Below are 21,115 nucleotides of genomic sequence, written 5' to 3'. Positions count from 1 at the left end.
ACGTGTCCTGCACCACACTCGTCCGGCGCAGCGATGTCACTCGAACGGCGTAATCACTTGGCCGGGTACTGCTGCGCGCGCAACAGCTCGGCGAGGTGGACCGCGTTGCGGACCAAAGTCGCGTTCGTCGAGGCCACGGCTTCGGGCGTCTCGTCGAGGTCCTGGTAGTCGCCGCCCTGCATGGCTTCGCCGTTCCAGTAGGTCGCGCCCTGGGCCGGCACCGTGAACCCGACGTCGTTCAGCGCCTGGAACAGGTCCGCGATGATCTTGTGGGCGCCGTCCTCGTTGCCGACGACCGCGGCCACGCCGACCTTGCCGAACATCGCCGGCCGGCCTTCGTCGTCGGTTTCGGACAGCTCCGCGTCGAGGCGCTCCAGGACTCGCTGCGCGACGCTCGACATGTGGCCGACCCACGTCGGGGTGGCGATCAGCAGGATGTCGGCCGCGGCGATCTTCCGCCGGATGTCCGGCCACGCGTCGCCGTTGCCCATGTCGGCCTCCACGCCGGGGCGGACGTCGTGGTCGACCACCCGCACCAGCTCGCCGGTGGCGCCGCGTTCGGCGAACGCCCCCAGCAGCTGCCGGGCGATGAGGTCGCTGCTCGACTTGGCGGGCGACGGCTTGAGCGTGCAGGTCAGCGCGAGAACGCGCAGGGTCATGACTGCCTCCGGGGATGGGTGCCGACGCCGAGGTGGGCGAACCCCGCCTCGGCGAGGACGTCGGGATCGAGCAGGTTGCGGGTGTCGACGACGACCGCCCGGTCCGCCGACGCGGCCAGCCGGGCCCAGTCGAGGTCCCGGAACTCGGGCCACTCGGTGAGCACGACGATCGCGGCGGCGTCCTTGGCCACCAGGTACGGGTCGTCGACCACTTGGACCGAGCTCGTGCCGGGGACGCAGGCGACGGCGGGGTCGTGCGCGGTCAGTTCGGCACCGGCGCGGGCCAGGTCGTCGGCCACCGCGAGGGCGGGGGAGTCGCGCAGGTCGCCGGTGCCCGCCTTGAACGCCAGGCCCAGCAGGCCGAGGCGGGCCCCGGCGAGGGAGCCGGCGGGGGAGCCGGTGACGGCCTGCCGCACGGCCCGCACCACCCGGGCGCGCTGCCGGGCGTTGACGCGGACCGCGTCACGCAGGATGCCGAAGTCGACGCCCGCCGATTCGGCCGCGTGCAGCAGCGCCGAGGTGTCCTTCGGCAGGCACGACCCGCCCCAGCCGGGGCCCGGCGCGAGGAACTCCGGGCCGATCCGCGCGTCGAGGCCCATCGTGCGCGAGACCTCGCGGACGTCCGCGCCGAACCGCTCGCACAGCTCGGCCAGGACGTTCACGTAAGACAGTTTCACGGCCAGGAAGGCGTTGCTCGCGTACTTCGCGAGTTCGGCGCTGGCCGAGTCGGTCGCCACCACCGGCGCGCCGGTCGGCTCGTACAGCCGCGCGACCCGCCGCGCCGCCGGGGAATCCGCCGGGTCGGTGCCGACGACGACCCGGTCCGGGTGCAGGAAGTCTTCGACGGCGTGACCTTCGCGGAGGAACTCCGGGTTGGCCACCACCGGCAGGTCGTCCCGGCCCAGCAGGCGGGGCAGCCGGGCCGCGGTGCCGACCGGCACCGTCGACTTGGTGACCACCACGCAGCCGGGCCGCAGCAGCCGGCCGAGCTGGGGCACGACCTGTTCGAGCACGCCGAGGTCGGGGCGCCCGTCTTCGGCGGGCGGCGTCGGCAGGCACAGGAAGACGAGGTCCGCGCCGTAGAGTTCGGCCTGGGCGGTGGTGAAGCTCAGCGTCCGGTCGGCGAGTCCCTGGCCGACCAGCTCGGCCAAGCCGGGTTCGGCGATCGACACCACGCCCCGGCCCAGTTCGTCCACTTTGGACACGTCGGCGTCCACGCAGGTGACGCGGTGCCCGAGGCGCGAGAAACAGGCGGCACTGGTCAGGCCGACGTAACCCGCGCCGACGATCCCGATGTGCTCACCCATGGGCCACCCGCATCTCCAGGGCCGACCGCGTCGCGGCCAGCACGCGCTCTTCACCGAGCAGCAGCAGTCCGCCGTCGGGTTCCGTGCCGTGGGGGTCGCCGACGTTTCCGGCCCACAGCACGATGTGTTTCGGCGGGGGTTCCGGGTGGCGGAGCCCCCGGCCCGGGGCGGAGCCCCGGATGTCGCCGTGTTGCTGCGCCGACGGCGGCGGGCCCCACAACCGGGGCGGGGTCGGGCCGAACAGCAGCACCGACGGCGTGCCGAACGCCGTGGCGAGGTGCCCGACGCCGGTGTCGCCGCATACGACCAGCGCCGCCCCGGCCACCAGCGCGGCCAGTTCCGCCAGGCCCGTGCGTCCCGCCAGCACGGCGTCTTCGCCGAGCCCGGCCGCTTCGGCGATGGATGCGGCCAGGTCGCGTTCGGCGGCGCTGCCGGTGAGCACGACGCGGTGCCCGCGGGCGGCGAGGTCCCGGACGACGGTCGCGAACCGCTCGGGCGGCCAGCGCCGGGCCGGGAACGCCGCGCCGGGGTGCACCACGACGGCGTCCGGTGCCGGGCTCGGGCCGGGCGGCACCGGCAGGTGCAGGGCGGAGCGGTCGGCCTCCACGTGGTGGTACTCGACGAGCCGGCACCAGCGGTCGACCTCGTGCACGTCGTCGCGCCAGTCGAGCCCGGGTACGTCGGGGAAGTCCGGGTGGCGGTGGGTCAGCAGCTCCGCCGGGTCGGTGTCCAGGAGGTCGTGGATGCTTTCGGGGCCGCTGCCGTGCAGGTTCACCGCGAGCCGCGGCGGCGGGCCGGGCCAGGCGAGTTCGCCGAGCCCGGGCGTGGGCAGCAGCTCGTCGACCGCGTCGATCAGCCCGACCAGGTCGCGCAGCTGCTCCGGCGCGGCCAGCACCAGCCGTTCGCCCGGGTACGCCGCCCGCAGGGCGCGCAGCGCGGGGACCGCCGTCAGCAGGTCCCCGACACCGAGCGCGCGCAGGACGAGGACCGCGGAGCTCACGGCCACGACCCCTCCTCGGACGCGCACACGACCAGTTCGCGCACCTCGGCGCCGGGCGGCTGCTGCAACGCGAAGACCACCGTGTTCGCGACGTGCTCGGGCTGGTTGAGCTTCGCGTCCGGCGGCGGCTTGTACTGGTCGGTGCGGTCGTCGAAGAAGTGCGTCCACATCCCGCCCGGGATGAGCAGGGTGACGCCGACCCGCCCGGCCAGCTCGGCGGCCAGCGCCCGGGTGAAGCCGACGACGCCGAACTTCGAAGCGCAGTAGGCGGTCGCGTCGCTCACCGCCTTGATGCCCAGGGTGGACGCGACGGTGACGACCGTGCCGTGCGAGCGTTCGAGGAAGGGGAGTGCGGCGCGGATCACCGCGGCCGTGCCGAACAGGTTCACCTTGACGACCCGCTCCCAGTCCTCTGTGGACACTTCGCCGAGCGGACCGCAGGCGTCGGTGCCGGCAGCGGTGAAGACGCCGTCGAGGCCGCCCGCGCGCTCGGCGAGCTCCCGGACCGCGGCCTCGGTCGCGGCGGTGTCGGTCAGGTCGGCTTCGACGTACTCCGCCGGGTCCTCGGGACGGACGCGGTCGAGGATGTACGGGGTGCCGCCCGCCTTGCGGACGGCGTCGACGGTGGCGGCGCCGAGACCGGACGCGCCACCGGTGATCAGGATGTTGCCGAGGGGTCGCATCGCTCTCCTTCGCAGGCAGGGGATCAGGCGCTGGGGTCAGGCACTGGCCGCCGCGGCGACCAGCCGGGAGGTCGAGTAGCCGGGCACGGTCGGGACGAGCACGACCTCGCCGCCGTGCCGTTCGACCACTTCGCGTTCGGGCAGGTCCGCGTCCGCGTAGTCGCCGCCCTTCACCCACACGTCCGGGCGCAGCTTCTCCAGGACGGCGGTGGGCGAGGGCTCGTCGAAGACGGCGACGGCGTCCACGAAGGACAACGCGGTGAGCAGCCGGGCGCGGTCGCGGTCGCGGACCAGCGGGCGGCCGGGGCCCTTGAGGCCCCGCACCGAAGCGTCGGAATTGAGGCAGACGACGAGTGCGTCGCCGAGGGCGCGCGCCTGCCGCAGCAGGCTCACGTGCCCGGGGTGCAGCAGGTCGAAGCACCCGCCGGTGGCGATCAGCCGGCCGCCGGTTTCGCGGATCCGCTCGGCGAGGCCGAAGGCGTCGGTCGCCGGCTGCGGGTCGGGCACCGGGCCGTCGTCGGTGGACAGCGCGGTCGCGCCGCCCGCGGCGACGAACCGGGCGGCCGCCTCGACCGCGGTCACCACGGCTTCGGTCGTGTCCGCACCGCCCAGCAGGGCCGCGGTGGCCGCGGCGGCGAACCGGTCGCCCGCCCCGCACGTGTCAGGTGCGGTGTGGCCCGGTGTCCGCGCCGCGACCGGGACCGGGACGGTCGTTTCGCCGAGGCCGTCGGCGAGCACCGCGCCGCGGGACCCGACGGTCACCGCGACCGCGTCGGCGTGCCAGTGGCCGCGCAGCAGCTTGGCGAGCTCGGCCGGTTCGTCGTGGCCGGCCAGCACCGCCCGCGCCTCGACGAGGTTCGGGGTGACCAGCCGCGTGCCGGGCACCGGCTGGGCGCCGCGGGGGTGCGGGTCCCACACGATCGGGATCCGCTCGGCCAGCTCTCGCAGCAGCCGCCGGACGTCGGAATGGCGTGTGAGGCCACGGCCGTAGTCGGCGACGAGGATCGCACCGGCGTCTTCGAGGACTTCGTGCACCCGGGCGGGCAGCGGGTCGGTGGTCGCCGTGCCGTCGCCGGAATCCAGGCGCAGCAACGACTGCCCGCCCGCGCGGACGCGCGTCTTGCACACCGTCGTGCCGCGCAGCGGCAGCGGCAGCACGGTGACGTCCGGTTCCAGCAACCCGGTGAGCGCGTGGCCGCCCTCGTCGTCGCCGAGCGGCGTGACCAGCACGACCTCGGCGGCGGACCGCGCGGCCAGCAGCGCGGCCAGGCCGGCCCCGCCGGGACGCCGTCGCCGGGCCGTCAGGTCGACCACCGGGACCGGCGCCTCGGGGCACAGCCGTTCGGCGGTGCCTTCGGCATCGACGTCCAGCAGCGTGTCACCGAGGACGACCAGCGGCTTCACGCGGTCACTCCGAGCGCGTCGTCGAGCGCCGCGCAGAGGCCGTGGACCAGCACCAGGTGCATTTCCTGCACGGTCGCGACGGTCGCCGCTTCGACCGTCACGGCGTCGTCGCACAACGCGGCGAGCGGGTTGGGGGCCGGGCCGGTCAAGGCCCACGTCGTCACGCCGAGCTCGTGCGCGGCCTTCGCGGCGGCGACGACGTTCTGGCTGCCGCCGCTGGTGGACAGGCACACCAGCACGTCGCCCGGGCGACCGTGCGCGTGCACCTGGCGGGCGAAGACCTCGTGGTCGCCGTAGTCGTTGACGATCGCGGTGGTGGCGGAGGTGTCCGCGTGCAGCGCGATGGCCGAGAGCGGACGGCGTTCGTGGCGGAACCGGCCGACGAGCTCGCCGGTCAGGTGCTGGGCTTCGGCCGCGCTGCCGCCGTTGCCGCAGGCGAGCAGCTTGCCGCCGGCCTCGAACACGCCGGCGAGGTGCCGTCCCCACGCGGTTATCTTGGGGGCGGATTCGCGGGTCCGCTCGGCGGCTTGGGCCAACGCGGCGAGATGGTCTTCCATCACGGCACCTCCTTCTCCTCCGGCGACGCCGCGCCGGTTCGGGTGGATCGGGGCCGCCGGAGCACGAACGGCCCCAGCGCCAGCAGATCGATCGGGGCCGAGCCGAAGCACTCCAGCGCGTCCCGGGGCGAGTCGACCATCGGACGGCCCGCGGTGTTGAGGCTGGTGTTGATCACGACCGGCAGGCCGGTCCGGCGCTCGAAACCGGCCAGCATCCGCGCCAGCACGGGGTTTTCGCGTTCTTCGACGGTCTGCACGCGAGCCGTGCCGTCGACGTGGGTGACGGCCGGGATCCGGTCGCGCCAGGCTTCGGCGACGTCGTGCACGAACAGCATGTACGGGCTGGGCAGTGGGCCGCGGGTGAAGATTTCGGCCGCCCGCTCGGCGCGCACCATCGGCGCCACCGGGCGGAACTGCTCGCGGCCCTTGACGTCGTTGAGCCGCTCGAGGTTCGCCTTGCGGCCGGGGTGGGCCAGCAGCGACCGGTGCCCGAGCGCCCGCGGGCCGAACTCGGCCCGGCCCTGGAACCAGGCGATCACTTCGTCGTTCGCGAGCGCTTCGGCGACGGTCTCGGCGAGGTCGTCCGGCCGTTCGTACGGCAGCTTCGCCTTGATGAGGATTTCCTCGAGCTCGTCGTCGGTCCACCCGCGACCGAGACCCGCGTCTCCCATGGGGGCACCGCGTTCCCCGGCGTCGGCCGCCAGCTGCAGGGCGGCGCCGAGCGCGGTGCCCGCGTCACCCGCGGCGGGCTGCACCCAGATCCGGTCGAAGGGCCCTTCGGCGTGCAGCCGCGTGTTGGCGACGCAGTTGAGCGCGATCCCGCCCGCCAGCGCCAGGTCGCGCTGGCCGGTGGCCTGGTGCAGCCAGTCCGTCAGTTCGAGCAGGATGTCTTCAAGGACTTTCTGGACACTCGCGGCGAGATCGGCGTGCCGCCGGGTGAGTTCTTCGCCGGGTTTACGGCGCGGGGCCAGCGCCTCCAGGTCGACGCCGGCGGCGTTGAAGCCGCCGTCGCCGGTGACGTGGACGTGCTCGCAGAGTTCGTCGAGGAACTCCGGCGTGCCGTACGAGGCGAGGGCCATGACCTTGTACTCGTCGCTGGACCGCGCGAAGCCGCAGTGTTCGGTGAGGTCTTCGTAGAGCAGGCCGAGCGAGTGCGGCAGCTTCTGGGCCGCCAGTTCCTTGAACCGCCCGTCGCGGTATTCCCCGGCCAGGTAGGACGTGCTCTCGCCGCGTCCGTCGGCGACGAGCACGGCGCAGTCGCCGAACGGCGCGGCGAGCGCGGCCGACGCGGCGTGCGCGACGTGGTGCCGGACGAACTTGACGATGCCCGGGTCGAGTCCGGGCAAAGCGGACTTCAGGAACAGGGGCGCCCGCTGGGCGAACTCCGTCCGCAGCTCCTCGCCGCTCGGGTCGTGGCCGGCCAGTCCCGGCTCGACCAGTGCGGGGTCGTAGGAGTACCCGACGGCGTCGAGGTCCTCGGCGGACAAGCCCGCCTGGGCCAGGCACCACGCGGCGGCCTGGGCGGGCTGTTCCCACGTGGAGAACGGCACCGCCTGTTTGCCGTGCTTGCGGCGGCTGAACCGCTCTTCCTCCGCCGCGGCGACGATCTCCCCGTCCACCACCAGCGCTGCGGCCGGGTCGTGGAAGACGGCATTGATCCCGAGTATGCGCATCGACCTGCCTCTGGCGTTTCGGTGCGGACTCGTGAGGCCCGCTCTCACCTATAGCGCTACCCGGCGAAGTCGTTGATAAACGATGGCGCGCAAAAGCCCTGGGCGTCGCTACTCAGCGCGACGGCGCACGCCGGAACCACGCCGCTGTGCGACGGAGGCCGTCGTCGGCGTCGACCTTCGGTTCCCAGCCGAGGGCGTCGCGGGCGAGGGTGATGTCGGGGCAGCGGCGCTGCGGGTCGTCGACCACCGCGTCGATGTACTCGATGGGCGAACCGGAGCCGGTGAGGTCCTTGATGAGCTCCGCCACCTGGCGGACGGTCAGCTCGTGCGGGTTGCCGATGTTGACCGGCCCGGGGTGGCCCGATCGCGCGAGGTGCAGCAGGCCGCGGACGGTGTCCTCGACGTAGCAGATCGAGCGGGTCTGCTCGCCGGTGCCGGTGACGGTGATCGGCTCGTTCTTGAGGGCCTGGTCGAGGAACGCGGGGATCATCCGGCCGTCGTGGGCGCGCATGCCGGGGCCGTAGGTGTTGAAGATCCGCGCGATGCCGGTGTCGACGCCGAGCTCGCGGCGGTAGGCCGAGGTCAGCGCTTCGGCGTACCGCTTGGCTTCGTCGTAGACGCTGCGCGGGCCGATCGGGTTGACGTTGCCCCAATACCCTTCGCGCTGCGGGTGTTCCAAGGGATCGCCGTAGACCTCGCTGGTCGAGGCGAGCACGAACCGGGCACCGTCGCGGCGGGCCAGCTCCAGCGCGTTCTCGGTGCCGTACGAGCCGGCGCGCAGGGTTTCCAGCGGCAGGGCCAGGTAGTCGCGGGGCGAGGCGGCCGACGCCAGGTGGAACACGACGTCGGCCTCGCAGTCCGGCGGCAGCGGCCGGATGACGTCGTGGCGCACGAACCGGAACCCGTCGTGGCGGCGCAGGTGGTCCAGGGTGTCCGCCGAGGACGTCGCGAGGTTGTCCACGGCGATCACTTCGATGTCCTCTTCGAGCAGCAGCTCGCACAGGTGGGCGCCGACGAAGCCGGCACCCCCGGTCACCACCGCACGCTCGAACCGCCTGGTCACTCCCGGATTCGTCATGCCGTGGCGGCTACCCGGCTCCGGCGGCCGCAAAACCGTGTAACGGGGTGGAGAGCGGGTAAGCGTTCACACCATGCGAGTTCTGCTCACCGGTTGGGCCAGTTTTCTGCACGGAGAAGCCACGGCGGGTGACGTCCTGAGCCTGCGCGCGGCCGGGACCGCGCTGGCGGAGGCGGGGATCGACCACCGGGTCGCGTGGAGCCCCGGCTTCCGGCCCGGGACCCTGCACCTGTCCGACGCGCCACCCGACGACTACACGCACGTCGTCTTCGTCTGCGGCCCGGTTCACGGGCCGCAGGTGCGTTCGCTGCACGAACGCTATGCCGCGTGCCGCCGGATCGCGGTCGGCGTGTCCGTCCCGGACGCCGAGGACCCGGCGGTGACCGGGTTCCACCAAGTGCTCCCGCGCGACGACGGCGTCACCGCCGAACTCGACCTCGCGCTGGGGGCACCGGTCTCGCCCACTCCGGTGCTCGGCGTGGTCCTGGCGCCGCACCAGCCGGAATACGGTGGTGCGGGGAGGCACGGCGACGTCCACGAGGCACTGACCGGCTGGCTCGCCGGTCTGGACTGCGCCCGCGTCCCGCTGGACACCCGGCTGGCGCACGAGGACTGGGAGCGGTGCGCCACGCCGGACCAGTTCGCCGCGCTGGTGTCCAAAATGGACGCCGTGGTGACCACCCGGTTGCACGGGCTGGTCTTCGGGCTCAAGACCGGCGTGCCGGTGCTCGCCGTCGACCCGGTGGCCGGCGGCGGGAAGGTGACCGCGCAGGGGAAGGCGCTGGACTGGCCGGTGCTGGCTGCCGAAGACGTCCACGACACCGCGCTGCTCGACGCCCGCCTGAAGTGGTGCCTGCCCGCGCCGGTGCGCCCGCCCGCGCACCCGGCGTCACTGGCCGCGCTGGTCGACGAGCTGGTGGGGCCGCGGTGAGCGCGCGCACGACCGTCGTCATCGCCACCCGCAACCGCGCCGCCGAGCTGGCCCGCACCCTCGGCCGATTGTCCTCTTTGGACCCGCGACCCCCGGTCATCGTGCTGGACAACGCTTCGGAGGACGACACGGCCGAGGTCGCGCGGCGGCACGAAAGCGTCCGCGTGATCCGCCTGCCGCAGAACCTCGGCGCCGCCGCGCGCACCCTCGGCGTCATCGCGGCCGACACGCCGTACATCGCCTTCAGCGACGACGACTCGTGGTGGGCGCCGGACGCGCTGGCCGAGGCGGAGCGGATCTTCGACGAACACCCGCGGACCGGCTTGCTGGCCGCGCGGACCCTCGTCGGCCCGGAATGCCGTGACGACCCGGTGACGCCCGAGATGGAGCGCAGCCCGCTGGGGCACCCGGACGGCGCGCCCGGGCCGCTGGTGCTCGGCTTCCTGGCCTGCTCGGCGATCGTGCGCCGCACGGCGTACCTGCAGGTGGGCGGGTTCAGCCCGCTGCTGCACTTCGGCGCGGAGGAACAGCTGCTGGCCTACGACCTGGCCGCGCGCGGCTGGGAGGTCTGCTACGTCGGGCACCTGCGCGCCCACCACCACCCGTCGCGGTCGCGGCCGCCGTCGTCGTGGCGCCGCCGGGCGGAACTGCGCAACCGGCTGCTCATCGCCGTCCTGCGCCGCCCGCCGCGGGTGTGCCGCCGCGAGGTGGCGCGGACGCTGGTGCGGGCGCCCGGCGCCGTCCTCGGGGCGGTCCCGCGGCTGCCGCGCGCGCTGAGCTCCCGGCGCGTCCTGCCCGCCCACGTCGAACATCAGGCCCGGACTCTGGAAAGGACCGCCGAATGGCGCGAATCTCGGTCGTGATCATCACCTGCAACCGCCGCGAGCAGTTGCGCGAAACCCTGGCGCACATGACGTCCTTACCGGACGCGGCGCCGGTCTTCGTCGCCGACAACGGCTCCGCGGACGGCACGGCCGACATGGTCGCCCGGGAGTTCCCGGGTGTCCGCCTGTTCCGGCTGGCGGAGAACCTCGGCGCGGTGGCCCGCAACGTCGCCGTCGACGAGGTGACGACGCCGTACGTGGCCTTCTGCGACGACGACACGACGTGGCAGCCCGGCGCGCTCACCCGGGCCGCCGACCTGCTCGACGCGTATCCGGGGCTCGGGTCGGTGACCGGGCGCTGCCTGGTCGAACCCGGCCTGGCCGAGGACCCGATCACGCCGGAGCTGCGCGAGTCGCCGGTGCCCGGCCCGGACTGGCTGCCGGGGTCGGCGCTGCTCGGCATCATGGCGGGCCTGACCGCGGTGCGCGTCAGCGCGTTCCGCGAGGTCGGCGGCTTCTCGACGCGGATGTGGCTCGGTGGCGAGGAGGAGCTGTTCGCCCTGGACCTCGCCGCGCGCGGGTGGTGGATGTGCTGGGCGGAGGACGTCGTGATCCACCACGCGCCCTCGAAGCTGCGCGACCCGCGCCACCGCCGTCGCCTGGGCATCCGCAACACACTGTGGACGCTCCTGCTGCGCCGCCCCTGGCCGGCGGTCTTCCGCCGCGGCCGCGACGTCCTGCGCACCGCGCCGCGCGATGCCGCCACCGCGGCGGCGCTCCTGGACGTGCTCCGCGGCCTGCCGTGGGTCCTCGCGGACCGCCGCGTGGTCCCGGACCACGTCGAACACGGCCTCCGCTTGCTGGAAGCCCCGCAACGCGAGTCCAAGGCCCGCCGCTACGTGGGCTGACGCGCTCGTGAGTGAGAAACAGTGTTAGAACACTGTTTCTCACTCACGACGGGGTCAGCGGGCTTCGGCGGTGGCCGCGGCCTGGGGGACGAGCTTGTGGTAGGCGCGCAGCGTGTCGGCGGCGACGCGGTCCCACGAGTAGCGGGCGACCGCGCGGTCGTGGCCCGCGGTGCCGTAGGCGTGGCAGAGCGCCGGGTCGTCGATCAGCCGCCGGACCCGGGACGCGAGTTCCTTCGGCTGGTGCGGGCGGACCAGCAGCCCGGTGACGCCGTCGACGACGGTGTCGGTCAGGCCGCCCACCGCGGCCGCGACCACCGGAACGCCACAGGCCATCGCCTCCAGGGGCACGATCCCGAACGGCTCGTACCACGGCGTGCACACGACGGCGTCGGCCGAGCGCAGCAGCGCCGGCATGCTCTCCCGGGACACCTGGCCGGGCCAGCGGACGCGGTCGCCGACACCGAGCCGCTCGGCCAGCTGCCGCAGCCGCCCGGCCTCCGGGTCCTGGGACAGCCGGCCCCGCTCCGGACCGCCCGCGATGACGAGCTCGGTGTCCGGCAGCTGCGCGAGCGCGGTGATCGCGATGTCGAACCCCTTGCGCGGGACCAGCCGGCCGACGGCGACCAGCCGGTGCGGCAGCCGGCGGCGCGCGATCGGCCCGTCGGGGGAGAAGCGGCCGAGGTCGACGCCGCAGGGGACGACCGAGATCCGCGACCGCGGCACGCCGAGCCGGGACAGCTCGAAGACCTCGTCGGAGCAGGTGGCGATCACCCGCCCGGCCTGCCGTCCGATGATCCGCTCCAGCCGGATGCGGTCGGCCGGGCTGGTGTCCTTGTCGCCCTGGTAGCGCTTCTTGACCACGCCGAGGGCGTGAAAGGTCTGGGCCACCGGCGTCCCGGTCGCGCTCGCGGCCAGCGAGGTCGCGAGCCCGGACATCCAGAAGTGCGCGTGCGCGACGTCCGGCCGCTCGAACGCCCACTGGTCACGCAGGAAGCTGCCGAACTCGCCCATGTGGGGCAGGAGGTCGTCCTTCGGCAGCTTGCGCGGTGGGCCGGCGGGCACGTGCACGACGCGGTAGCCCTGCGGCGTCCGGACCTCCGGCGGCTCGTCGCGGCTCTCCCGGCGCGTGTAGACGGACACGTCGTGGCCGGCGCGCGCCAGTGCGGCCGACAGCTCCGCGACGTGCACGTTCTGGCCGCCGGCATCGGCTTCGCCCAGCGCGGCGAGGGGATTGGCGTGCTCGGACACCATCGCGATCTTCATCGGTGAGGCGTTCCCTTCACAGGTCAACGGGCCGTCTCGGCGAGGAGGTGGTCCCAAGCGGTCAGGAAGGCGTCCAGCCCGTAGTGCTTCAGGGCGTGTTCGCGGGCGTTCTTGCCGGCGAGCGCGGCGAAGTCCGGCTCGTGCAGCAATTCGCGGAAACCCCGCGCCAGCACGGAGACGTCGGTGGAGAGCACGCCCGCGTCGTCCGGCACCGCCTCGACCGCCTCGGTGGCGGCGAAGACGACGACCGGCATGGCCAGGTGCATGGCCTCCAAAAGGGACAGTCCCAGCGACGTCCACCGGGCGGTGTGCAGGTAGACGCGGCGGCGGGCGATCTCGTCGTGCAGCTTCGGCGCCGGGACGTCGCCCAGGCCGCGCAGCGGCGCGCCGAACTCCTCGGTCCCCATGCCGAAGACGTCGACCGGAGCCGCCTCGGCGAGGGTGCCGAGCAAGTCGGCGCCGGTGACGCGCTCCCGCCGCACCGGCTCGTTGATCATCGACACGCCGGCGGCGAGCTCCCCGGTGTAGCGCGGCCCCGGATCGGGGATGCCGTGCGGCACGACGGTGACCGGCGCGCGGCCGCAGTCCCACATCGCCGCGTTGAAGTGGGTCACGTGCGCGACGGTGATGTCGGAACGGCCGGCGAGCGGGTGTTCGCTGGAGGCCGCGTACGGCCGGGGCGCGTTGTGTTCCACGTAGACGGCCGGCACGCCCAGGCGGGCGGCCAAGTCCAGCTCCTCCGGGCGTTGCAGCACGACGACGTCGGGCTCGGCCTCGGCCAGCCGGTCGAGGGGCACTTCGGTCACCGAAGGCCAGTTCCGCCCCGCCTTGCCGAGGCCCCAGGGCGCACCGTCGGGTGACACCGGCAGCAGGTAGTCGTGGCGGCCGCGGACGAAAGCGTCGGTCCACGAGCCGTGCACGTGCCAGAGCAGTACTCTCAGGCGCCGGGATCCGGGATCGGTCATGCTTCCTGATTTCCCGGAGATCGGCTGTTAAACGTACGGCCGGACGGGGTACTCGGCCCCCGACGGGCGTGCGCGAAGAAGGGACATCCATCCATGCGCTTCACCCCACGGGGCACCCGGTTCTTCGACTTGCTCGCCGACGCGGCGAAGAATCTCGTCGCCGCGACCGCGCTGCTCAGGGAACTCGTGGCCGCCGATCCGGCCGAGCGGGAACCGCTCGCGAAACGCCTGCACGAGGTCGAGCACCAGGGCGACGAGCTGACCCACACGATCATGGTGGAGCTCAACAGCTCGTTCGTCACGCCGTTCGACCGCGAAGACATCCAGGCCCTCGCGGCCAAGATCGACGACGTGCTGGACTTCATGGACACCGCGGCGGACCTGGCCGTGCTCTACCGCATCGGCACCTTCCCGCCGGGCACCGACGTGCTGATGCGGGTGCTCTGCCGGGCCGCCGAGCTGACGGCGTCGTCGATGCCCGGCCTGGCCAAGGTGGGCGACCTCGAGCCGTTCTGGATCGAGATCAACGAGCTGGAGAACGAGGCCGACCGGGTCTACCGGCGGATCCTGGCCCACCTGTTCGAGCCGGGCGGGGACGCACTGGAAGTGCTGAAGACCAAGGAGGTCGTCGAGCAGTTCGAGCTTGCCGCCGACGCGTTCGAGCACCTGGCCGACGTGGTGCAGACCATCGCCGTCAAGGAGTCCTGAGTGACGGGGACCGCCGCCCTGGTCACCGTGATCGTGCTGACACTGGTCTTCGATTACACCAACGGGTTCCACGACGCGGCCAACGCCATCGCCAGCGCGGTGTCCACCCGGGCGCTGACCCTGCGCGCCGCCCTCGTGCTGGCGGCGGTGATGAACCTGGCGGGCGCGCTGCTGTCCACCGGCATCGCCGCGACCGTGGCCAAGGGCATCATCGACGTCCCGGCCGGACCCGACGCCCTCACCGTGGTGTTCGCGGCACTGGCCGGGGCCATCACCTGGAACCTGATCACCTGGTACTTCGGGCTCCCGTCGTCGTCCTCGCACTCGCTGATCGGCGGCATGGTCGGCGCGGCGCTGGCCGCCGCGAGCACCGTGCACTGGGCGGGCATCGCCGAAAAGGTGCTGATCCCGATGGTGGCCTCGCCGCTGCTCGGGCTGGCACTGGGGTACGTCGCGATGGTCGCCGCGCTGTGGCTGCTGCGGCGGGCGAACCCGCACCGCAGCGGCCGCGTGTTCCGCCGGTTCCAGATCGTCTCCGCCTCGGCGCTCGCCCTCGGCCACGGCCTGCAGGACGCCCAGAAGGGCATGGGCGTGATCGTGCTGGCGCTGGTGGCGGCCGGGCAGCAGTCGACGTTCGCGGTGCCGTTGTGGGTGACCCTCGCCTGCGCCGGGGCCTTGTCGCTGGGCACCTATTCGGGTGGCCTGCGGATCATGCGCACGCTCGGCAGGCGGGTGTTCCCGCTCGACCCGCCGCACGGGTTCGTCGCGGAATCGGTGGCGTCGTCGGTGCTGTACGTGACGGCGTTCGCGGTGAAGGCACCGATCTCGACGACGCACGTGATCACGGCGGCGATCATGGGGGTGGGTGCGACCAAGCGGCTTTCGGCGGTCCGCTGGGGCATCGCCCGCGACATCGTGATGGGCTGGGTGCTGACCTTCCCCGCCGCCGCGGCGGTGGCCGCGGCGGTGTACCTGGTGGCCGACCTGCTCACCTGAGCCGGGTGGCCACGACGTCAGGAATGACTCATTCCTGGCGTCGGACGCAGTGAATGACTCATTCCTGACGTCCGGTGCCGGAGGAGGTCTTGAATGACTCATTCATGACATCGGCGGCCCCTGACCGGGGCGGGGTTTGTCCGTCGCCACTCCCGGGAAGCCGGGGCGGAGACCATCCCCGCCCCGCGGAAAGGGAGAGCCATGAAGGCAGTGACCTGGCACGGCAAACGCGACGTCCGCGTCGAGGAGGTGCCGGACCCGAAGATCGAGGAGGCCACCGACGCGGTCGTGCGGATCACCTCGACCGGGATCTGCGGCTCCGACCTGCACCTGTACGAGGTGCTGGGCGCGTTCATGACCGAGGGCGACATCCTCGGCCACGAGCCGATGGGCGTGGTCGAGGAGGTCGGGCCGGAGGTCACGAACCTCAAGCCCGGCGACCGCGTGGTCATCCCGTTCAACATCTCCTGCGGCCACTGCTGGATGTGCGAGCGCGGCCTGCAGTCCCAGTGCGAAACGACGCAGGTCAAAGAGCAGGGCAAGGGCGCGGCGCTGCTGGGCTACACCAAGCTCTACGGCCAGGTCCCCGGCGGCCAGGCCGAGTTCCTGCGCGTCCCGCAGGCCCACTACGGACCGATCAAGGTGCCGGACGGCCCGCCGGACGAGCGGTTCGTCTACCTCTCCGACGTCGTGCCGACCTCGTGGCAGGCCGTCGAGTACGCGAACGTCCCCGACGGCGGCACGGTCGTGGTCTTCGGCCTCGGCCCGATCGGGCAGATGTGCTGCCGGATCGCGCGCCACCGCGGGGCCGGCCAGGTGATCGGCGTCGACCTGGTGCCCGAGCGCCTGGCGCGGGCCCGCGAACACGGCGCCACCGCGCTGGACACCCGCGACCACAAGGAAATCGGCGATTCGATCCGCCAGCTGACCAACGGACGCGGCGCGGACTCGGTGATCGACGCGGTCGGCATGGAGGCGCACGGCGCCCCGGTCGGCAAGCTGGCGCACACGCTCGTCGGGTTGCTGCCGCAGCCGCTCGGCGAGAAGATCACCGAGAAGGCCGGGATCGACCGGCTCAGCGTGCTCTACGCCGCCATCGACAGCGTCCGCCGCGGCGGCACGATCTCGCTGTCCGGCGTCTACGGCGGGATGGTCGACCCGATGCCGATGATGGAGCTGTTCGACAAGCAGATCCAGCTGCGGATGGGCCAGGCGAACGTCCGGCACTGGCTCGACGACATCATGCCGGTGCTCACCGCCGACGGCGACCCGCTCGGCGTCGAAGGCTTCGCCACGCACAAGCTGCCGCTGGAGGAGGCGCCCCGCGCGTACGAGATCTTCCAGAAGAAGCTCGACGGCGCCCAGAAGATCCTGCTGCAGCCCTGACCCCCCGGGAGGGAACCGACTCTTGCGAGCCGTCACCTCGCTGCCGTACGAAATCACCGAATCCGACCACGTCCGGATCCCGATGTCCGACGGGACCGTGCTGTCCGCCCGCATCTGGCGGCCGGTCTCGTCGGACACCGATCCGGTGCCGGCGATCCTCGAATACATCCCCTACCGCAAGCGGGACCTCACCGCGCCCCGCGACTCCATCCACCACCCCTACCTCGCCGGGCACGGGTACGCCTGCGTGCGCGTGGACATCCGCGGCACCGGCGAGTCCGAGGGCGTCCTGGCCGACGAGTACCTCGAACGCGAGCAGCTCGACGCCGAAGAGGTCCTCGAGTGGATCGCGGCGCAGCCGTGGTGCACCGGCGACACCGGGATGATGGGGATCTCCTGGGGCGCGTTCGCCGCGTTGCAGGTCGCGGCCCGGAAACCGCCGAGCCTGCGCGCGATCGTGATCTCGTCGTTCACCGACGACCGCTTCGCCGACGACATGCACTACATGGGCGGCTGCCTGCTGTCGGACAACGTCGCCGAGTCCGGCACGATGTTCGCCTACGCCACGCTGCCACCCGACCCGGCCGTCGTCGGCGAACGGTGGCGGGAGATGTGGCTGGAGCGGCTGGACAACTGCAGCCTGTGGATCGAGAACTGGCTCGGTCACCAGCGCCGCGACGACTACTGGCGGCACGCGTCGGTGTCGGAGAACTACAGCGACGTCCAAGTCCCGGTGCTGGCTTCCAGCGGCTGGGCCGACGGCTACTCCAACGCGGTCATCCGGCTGCTGGCCCACCTCGACGTCCCCCGGCGCGGGCTGATCGGCCCGTGGTCGCACAAGTACCCGCACCTCGGCGAGCCGGGCCCGGCGATCGGCTACCTCCAGGAGGTCGTGCAGTGGTGGGACCACTGGCTGCGCGGCGAGGAGAACGGCGCCATGGACGGGCCGATGCTGCGCACCTGGATGCAGGAGAGCGTCCCGCCCTCGACGTCGTACGAAGACCGCCCCGGCCGCTGGGTCGGGGAGGCTTCCTGGCCGTCGCCGCACGTCAAGCCCCAGGAGCTGCCGCTGGCCCGGCACCGCCTCGCGCGGCCCGGCGAGGACGTCGACGACGAAGCCCTGACCGTGTCGTCGCCGTTGTCGGTCGGGCAGTTCTCCGGGAAGTGGGCGTCCTACAGCGCCCCGCCGGACCTGCCCTACGACCAGCGTGAAGAGGACGGCGGTTCGCTGGTCTTCGACACCGACGTGCTGACCGAGCGCTGCGAAATCCTCGGCTCGCCGAAGGTGCGGCTGGAGGTCTCGGCCGACCAGCCGGTGGCGATGATCGCGGCGCGGATCTCCGACGTCGCGCCGGACGGGCGGGCCACCCGCGTCACCTACGGGCTGCTCAACCTGACCCACCGCGACGGCCACGACGAGCCGGCGCCGATGGAGCCGGGGGAGCGGTGTCCGGTGGAGATCGAGCTGAACGCCGTGGCGCAGGCCTTCCCGGCCGGGCACCGGATCCGGCTTTCGCTGTCCACGTCGTACTGGCCGCTGGCCTGGCCGCCGCCGACACCGGTGCTGCTGAGTGTCCACACCGGACAGAGCGCGCTGGAGTTGCCGGTGCGCCCGGTCGCCGAGCCGGACGAGCTGCCGGCCCGGCCGTTCGGCGAACCCGAAGGCGCGCCGCCGATGTCGGTGACGGCGCTGACGCCGGGGGAGCAGCGCTGGACCGTCTCGCGGGACCTGGTCGACTACCAGTCGGCGCTGGACATCGTGAAGGACGCGGGGACCGTCCGGTACGACGACCTGGACCTCGAGGTCACCCGGGACGTCCGCGAGCGGTACACCTGGGTCGCCGACGACTTCTGCTCGCCGGTGGCGGAAGCCGTGTGGGACGTCACCTTCGCGCGCGGTGATTGGGTGGCGCGCAGCGAGACCCGCACCCGCGTGTCGTGCACGGACATCGAGTTCGTCATCGACGCGCAGCTCGACGGCTACGACGGGGCCCGCCGGATCGTTTCGCGGAATTGGCACCGGCGGATTCCGCGTGACCTGGTCTGAGTTTCGCGACCGCGACACCGGGTAAGCCGAACGGGTGCGCATCGTGATCACCGGAGCCACCGGGAACGTCGGAACGGCACTGTTGCACGCGCTCGAGCCCGGCCACGACGTGGTCGGGCTCGCGCGGCGGCTGCCGGACACGACGGCCGAGCCGTACCGGCGGGCGGGCTGGCGGGCCGTCGACGTCGGCCTTCCCGGTGCGGAGGAGGAGCTGGCGGAGGTGTTCGCGGGCGCGGACGCCGTCGTGCACCTGGCGTGGGCCATCTCGCCGGTGCGCGGCGACCCGCCGATGTGGCGCACCAACGACCACGGCACCCGCAACGTGCTCGCCGCGGCGGCGGCCGCCGGCGTGTCGCACGTGGTCGTGGCCTCGTCCGTGGCCGCCTACGGCCCGGCGCCGCGCTGGGAGAAGGTCACTGAAGACTGGCCGTGTGACGGCATCGCCGGCAGCGCCTACAGCCGCGGCAAGGCCGCGCTGGAGACCCTGCTGGACCGGTTCGAGGCCAAGTACCCGCAGGTGAAGGTGGCGCGGATCCGGCCGTGCGCGATCCTGCACCGGGACGCGGCGGGGGAGTTCGCGCGCTGGCTGCTCGGCCCGGCCGTGCCCGCCCACCTCGTCGGCGGGCGGCGGCTGCCGGTTCCGCTGTGGACGGACCTGCGGGCGCAGGTGGTGCACACCACTGACGTCGCCGAAGCGATCCGGCTGATCCTGGACCGGGGGTTCACCGGTGCGGTCAACCTGGCGGCGCCGCAGGTGCTCGACGCCGACGCGCTGGCCGGTGTCCTAGGCGGCACCCGGCTCCCGGTGCCCAAGCCGGTGGTCCAGCTCGCCACCCGGGCGGCCTGGCTGGGCGGGCTGCTGCCGGTGCACCCCGGCTGGCTCGAACTGGCCGACCGCGCGGCGCTGGCGGACCCGGCCCTGGCGGAGAGCGCGCTGGGCTGGCAACCTCGGTATGACGCCGCGGCCGCCCTCGCCGACCTGGTCGCCGGGCTCCGGTCGGGCGCGGGAGCGGCGAGCCCGCCCCTGGCCCCGCCGCGCCGCGACGGGGTCCTGGCCCGGCTCCGCTCGCTCACCCGGGTCGGGCCGAGCCACCAGTCGCAAGCCTGACCAGCCAGGAGGCCGGAGTGAGTACGGAAGCCGTCGACGCGGTGGTGATCGGCGCCGGGCACAACGGCCTGGTGGCGGCGAACCTCCTGGCCGACGCGGGCTGGTCGGTGCTGGTCCTGGAGGCGACCGAGCACGCCGGCGGTGCGGTCCGGACCGCCGAAGTCACCGAGCCGGGCTTCCGCAACGACCTCTTCAGCGCGTTCTACCCGATGAGCGCGGTGTCGCCGGTAATCCGCGGGCTGCGGCTCGAAGAGCACGGCCTGCGCTGGCGGCACGCACCCGAAGTGCTGGCCCACGTGCTGCCCGACGACCGGTGCGCGCTGCTGTCCCGCGACCTCGACCGCACGGCGGCGTCCGTCGAGGAGTTCGGTGCCGGCGACGGCGAGGCGTGGCGGCAGCTGTTCGCGCAGTGGGAAGAGATCCGCGAGCCGCTGGTCGACGCGTTGTTCGCGCCGTTCCCGCCGGTCCGCCCGGCGCTGAAGCTGCTGCGCCGCACCGGGACGGCCGACGCGCTGCGCCTGGCGCGCATGCTGACGCTGCCCGCGCGCCGGTTCGGCGACGAGCTGTTCGCCGGCGAAGGCGCCAAGCTGCTCGTGGCGGGGAACTCCGCGCACAGCGACCTCTCGGTCGACAACGCCGCCAGTGCGGTGTTCGGCTGGCTGCTCGCCATGATCGGGCAGGACGAAGGGTTCCCGGTACCCGAAGGCGGTGCGGGCGAGCTGGCCGCGGCACTCGTCCGGCGGCTGGAATCCCGCGGCGGCACCGTCCACTGTGGACGACCAGTGCGGGAGATCCTCATCGGCGGCGGGCGTGCACTGGGCGTGCGGGACGCGGCAGGCGACCCGGTGCGGGCGCGCAAGGCCGTGCTCGCCGACGTACCGGCGCCGGTGCTGTACCGCGAGCTGGTGGGAGAGGAGTGGCTGCCGTCCCGGCTGGTCGCCGACCTCGGCAAGTTCGAGTGGGACAGCGCGACGGTGAAGGTGGACTGGGCGTTGTCGGGCCCGATCCCGTGGACGGCCGAAGCGGCGCGCGGCGCGGGCACGATCCACCTCGGAGCGGACCTCGACGGGCTGTCCGCGTTCGGCGGCGAACTGGCGAGGGGCCGGACGCCGCGTCGTCCGTTCCTGCTGCTGGGCCAGATGACCACGGCCGACCCGACGCGGTCCCCGGCCGGAACGGAAACCGCGTGGGCGTACACGCACGTGCCGCGCGGCACGGCGGAGAACCGCGCCACCCTGGAGCGGCGGGCGAAGCGGATCGAGGAGACGATCGAGGCGCACGCGCCGGGGTTCACCGGCCTGATCAAGGCCCGGTTCTGCCAAGGGCCGGTGGAACTGCAAGGCCACAACCCGGGCCTGGTCGGCGGCGCGGTCAACGGCGGCACGACGGCGATCCACCAGCAGCTGTTCTTCCGCCCGGTGCCGAGCACGGGCCGGGCCGACACGCCGGTGGACCGGCTGTTCCTGTCCGGCGCCTCGGCCCACCCGGGCGGGGCGGTCCACGGCGGCCCGGGCTCGAACGCGGCCCGGGCGGCCTTGGCCCGCGCCGGAACCCTGGGCGGCGGCTACGCGGCGGTGATCCGCGCGGCCCACCGCGCGATCTACGGCTGAGCCCGCGC

19 protein-coding genes are annotated in these 21,115 nt (G+C 73.3%); 9 read left to right on the top strand and 10 right to left on the bottom strand.

Annotated elements, in window-relative coordinates; all coding sequences use genetic code 11:
• Nucleotides 1-53: 53 nt before the first annotated feature.
• The 8 genes from ACFPLC_RS38910 to ACFPLC_RS38875 form a co-directional block, all read right to left on the bottom strand.
• The gene (locus tag ACFPLC_RS38910) at nt 54-659 is read right to left on the bottom strand and encodes a flavodoxin family protein (RefSeq protein WP_378202705.1); all 606 of its coding nucleotides are present in this window, start codon (nt 657-659) and stop codon (nt 54-56) included.
• Nucleotides 656-1,966: a UDP-glucose dehydrogenase family protein gene (locus ACFPLC_RS38905; protein WP_378202708.1), complete on the bottom strand. Its 1,311-nt coding sequence runs from the start codon at nt 1,964-1,966 to the stop codon at nt 656-658. Before ACFPLC_RS38905 ends, ACFPLC_RS38910 begins: the two co-directional genes overlap by 4 nt.
• Entirely contained in the window at nt 1,959-2,972 is a 1,014-nt protein-coding gene (locus ACFPLC_RS38900; RefSeq protein ID WP_378202711.1) for a glycosyltransferase family 9 protein, read from the bottom strand. Before ACFPLC_RS38900 ends, ACFPLC_RS38905 begins: the two co-directional genes overlap by 8 nt.
• Nucleotides 2,963-3,649, bottom strand: coding sequence for an SDR family oxidoreductase (locus ACFPLC_RS38895; protein ID WP_191315343.1), 687 nt, complete (start codon nt 3,647-3,649; stop codon nt 2,963-2,965). Before ACFPLC_RS38895 ends, ACFPLC_RS38900 begins: the two co-directional genes overlap by 10 nt.
• 36 nt (nt 3,650-3,685) lie before the next feature.
• Entirely contained in the window at nt 3,686-5,053 is a 1,368-nt protein-coding gene (locus tag ACFPLC_RS38890; RefSeq protein WP_378202714.1) for a PfkB family carbohydrate kinase, read from the bottom strand.
• Nucleotides 5,050-5,610 (bottom strand): D-sedoheptulose-7-phosphate isomerase, encoded by a 561-nt coding sequence (locus ACFPLC_RS38885; RefSeq protein ID WP_378202763.1) that lies wholly within the window; start codon nt 5,608-5,610, stop codon nt 5,050-5,052. Before ACFPLC_RS38885 ends, ACFPLC_RS38890 begins: the two co-directional genes overlap by 4 nt.
• The gene (locus tag ACFPLC_RS38880) at nt 5,610-7,283 is read right to left on the bottom strand and encodes a carbamoyltransferase family protein (protein ID WP_378202717.1); all 1,674 of its coding nucleotides are present in this window, start codon (nt 7,281-7,283) and stop codon (nt 5,610-5,612) included. Before ACFPLC_RS38880 ends, ACFPLC_RS38885 begins: the two co-directional genes overlap by 1 nt.
• A gap of 112 nt (nt 7,284-7,395) precedes the next feature.
• Nucleotides 7,396-8,361, bottom strand: coding sequence for a UDP-glucuronic acid decarboxylase family protein (locus ACFPLC_RS38875; protein WP_378202720.1), 966 nt, complete (start codon nt 8,359-8,361; stop codon nt 7,396-7,398).
• A gap of 73 nt (nt 8,362-8,434) precedes the next feature.
• Between ACFPLC_RS38875 and ACFPLC_RS38870 the strand changes: the two genes are divergently transcribed.
• From ACFPLC_RS38870 to ACFPLC_RS38860, 3 genes are read left to right on the top strand one after another with little or no spacing between them, the layout of a single operon-like run.
• Nucleotides 8,435-9,292 (top strand): polysaccharide pyruvyl transferase family protein, encoded by an 858-nt coding sequence (locus ACFPLC_RS38870; RefSeq protein WP_378202723.1) that lies wholly within the window; start codon nt 8,435-8,437, stop codon nt 9,290-9,292.
• A complete protein-coding gene (locus ACFPLC_RS38865) occupies nt 9,289-10,155 on the top strand; it encodes a glycosyltransferase family 2 protein (RefSeq protein ID WP_378202726.1) in 867 nt (288 codons plus the stop codon). Before ACFPLC_RS38870 ends, ACFPLC_RS38865 begins: the two co-directional genes overlap by 4 nt.
• Nucleotides 10,134-11,024 (top strand): glycosyltransferase family 2 protein, encoded by an 891-nt coding sequence (locus ACFPLC_RS38860; RefSeq protein WP_378202729.1) that lies wholly within the window; start codon nt 10,134-10,136, stop codon nt 11,022-11,024. Before ACFPLC_RS38865 ends, ACFPLC_RS38860 begins: the two co-directional genes overlap by 22 nt.
• 54 nt (nt 11,025-11,078) lie before the next feature.
• Here ACFPLC_RS38860 and ACFPLC_RS38855 read toward each other — a convergent pair whose 3' ends face one another.
• Together ACFPLC_RS38855 and ACFPLC_RS38850 are read right to left on the bottom strand one after the other, a co-directional pair.
• The gene (locus ACFPLC_RS38855) at nt 11,079-12,287 is read right to left on the bottom strand and encodes a glycosyltransferase family 4 protein (RefSeq protein WP_378202732.1); all 1,209 of its coding nucleotides are present in this window, start codon (nt 12,285-12,287) and stop codon (nt 11,079-11,081) included.
• Between the two features lie 23 nt (nt 12,288-12,310).
• On the bottom strand, nt 12,311-13,252 hold the full coding sequence (locus ACFPLC_RS38850; protein WP_378202735.1) for a glycosyltransferase: 942 nt from the start codon (nt 13,250-13,252) through the stop codon (nt 12,311-12,313).
• Nucleotides 13,253-13,345: 93 nt separating this feature from the next.
• Between ACFPLC_RS38850 and ACFPLC_RS38845 the strand changes: the two genes are divergently transcribed.
• The 6 genes from ACFPLC_RS38845 to ACFPLC_RS38820 all read left to right on the top strand — a co-directional run bounded on the left by ACFPLC_RS38845 (nt 13,346) and on the right by ACFPLC_RS38820 (nt 21,107).
• On the top strand, nt 13,346-13,960 hold the full coding sequence (locus tag ACFPLC_RS38845) for a DUF47 domain-containing protein (RefSeq protein ID WP_378202737.1): 615 nt from the start codon (nt 13,346-13,348) through the stop codon (nt 13,958-13,960).
• Nucleotides 13,961-14,956 carry an inorganic phosphate transporter gene (locus ACFPLC_RS38840; protein ID WP_378236077.1) on the top strand — a complete coding sequence of 332 codons (996 nt, stop codon included), beginning with the start codon at nt 13,961-13,963 and terminating at the stop codon, nt 14,954-14,956.
• Nucleotides 14,957-15,157: 201 nt separating this feature from the next.
• On the top strand, nt 15,158-16,342 hold the full coding sequence (locus tag ACFPLC_RS38835; RefSeq protein WP_378202743.1) for a zinc-dependent alcohol dehydrogenase: 1,185 nt from the start codon (nt 15,158-15,160) through the stop codon (nt 16,340-16,342).
• A 22-nt stretch (nt 16,343-16,364) separates the two neighbouring features.
• The gene (locus ACFPLC_RS38830) at nt 16,365-18,389 is read left to right on the top strand and encodes a CocE/NonD family hydrolase (protein WP_378202746.1); all 2,025 of its coding nucleotides are present in this window, start codon (nt 16,365-16,367) and stop codon (nt 18,387-18,389) included.
• A 34-nt stretch (nt 18,390-18,423) separates the two neighbouring features.
• A complete protein-coding gene (locus ACFPLC_RS38825) occupies nt 18,424-19,497 on the top strand; it encodes an NAD-dependent epimerase/dehydratase family protein (RefSeq protein WP_378202749.1) in 1,074 nt (357 codons plus the stop codon).
• A 17-nt stretch (nt 19,498-19,514) separates the two neighbouring features.
• A complete protein-coding gene (locus ACFPLC_RS38820) occupies nt 19,515-21,107 on the top strand; it encodes a phytoene desaturase family protein (protein WP_378202752.1) in 1,593 nt (530 codons plus the stop codon).
• Nucleotides 21,108-21,115 lie beyond the last annotated feature (8 nt).

Source organism: Amycolatopsis plumensis, from assembly GCF_042652605.1.
GTDB classification, from domain to species: Bacteria; Actinomycetota; Actinomycetes; order Mycobacteriales; family Pseudonocardiaceae; genus Amycolatopsis; species Amycolatopsis plumensis.
The sequence above is the reverse complement of the archived record's forward strand: the minus strand, read 5'-3'. Positions and strand labels throughout refer to the sequence as shown.

What these genes read in the sequence shown, in the direction of transcription:
- ACFPLC_RS38910 (WP_378202705.1), bottom strand. Translation starts at nt 659, where the DNA reads ATGACCCTGCGCGTTCTCGCGCTGACCTGCACGCTCAAGCCGTCGCCC.
- ACFPLC_RS38905 (WP_378202708.1), bottom strand. Translation starts at nt 1,966, where the DNA reads ATGGGTGAGCACATCGGGATCGTCGGCGCGGGTTACGTCGGCCTGACC.
- ACFPLC_RS38895 (WP_191315343.1), bottom strand. Translation starts at nt 3,649, where the DNA reads ATGCGACCCCTCGGCAACATCCTGATCACCGGTGGCGCGTCCGGTCTC.
- ACFPLC_RS38885 (WP_378202763.1), bottom strand. Translation starts at nt 5,610, where the DNA reads ATGGAAGACCATCTCGCCGCGTTGGCCCAAGCCGCCGAGCGGACCCGC.
- ACFPLC_RS38880 (WP_378202717.1), bottom strand. Translation starts at nt 7,283, where the DNA reads ATGCGCATACTCGGGATCAATGCCGTCTTCCACGACCCGGCCGCAGCG.
- ACFPLC_RS38875 (WP_378202720.1), bottom strand. Translation starts at nt 8,361, where the DNA reads ATGACGAATCCGGGAGTGACCAGGCGGTTCGAGCGTGCGGTGGTGACC.
- ACFPLC_RS38870 (WP_378202723.1), top strand. Translation starts at nt 8,435, where the DNA reads ATGCGAGTTCTGCTCACCGGTTGGGCCAGTTTTCTGCACGGAGAAGCC.
- ACFPLC_RS38860 (WP_378202729.1), top strand. Translation starts at nt 10,134, where the DNA reads ATGGCGCGAATCTCGGTCGTGATCATCACCTGCAACCGCCGCGAGCAG.
- ACFPLC_RS38855 (WP_378202732.1), bottom strand. Translation starts at nt 12,287, where the DNA reads ATGAAGATCGCGATGGTGTCCGAGCACGCCAATCCCCTCGCCGCGCTG.
- ACFPLC_RS38850 (WP_378202735.1), bottom strand. Translation starts at nt 13,252, where the DNA reads ATGACCGATCCCGGATCCCGGCGCCTGAGAGTACTGCTCTGGCACGTG.
- ACFPLC_RS38845 (WP_378202737.1), top strand. Translation starts at nt 13,346, where the DNA reads ATGCGCTTCACCCCACGGGGCACCCGGTTCTTCGACTTGCTCGCCGAC.
- ACFPLC_RS38835 (WP_378202743.1), top strand. Translation starts at nt 15,158, where the DNA reads ATGAAGGCAGTGACCTGGCACGGCAAACGCGACGTCCGCGTCGAGGAG.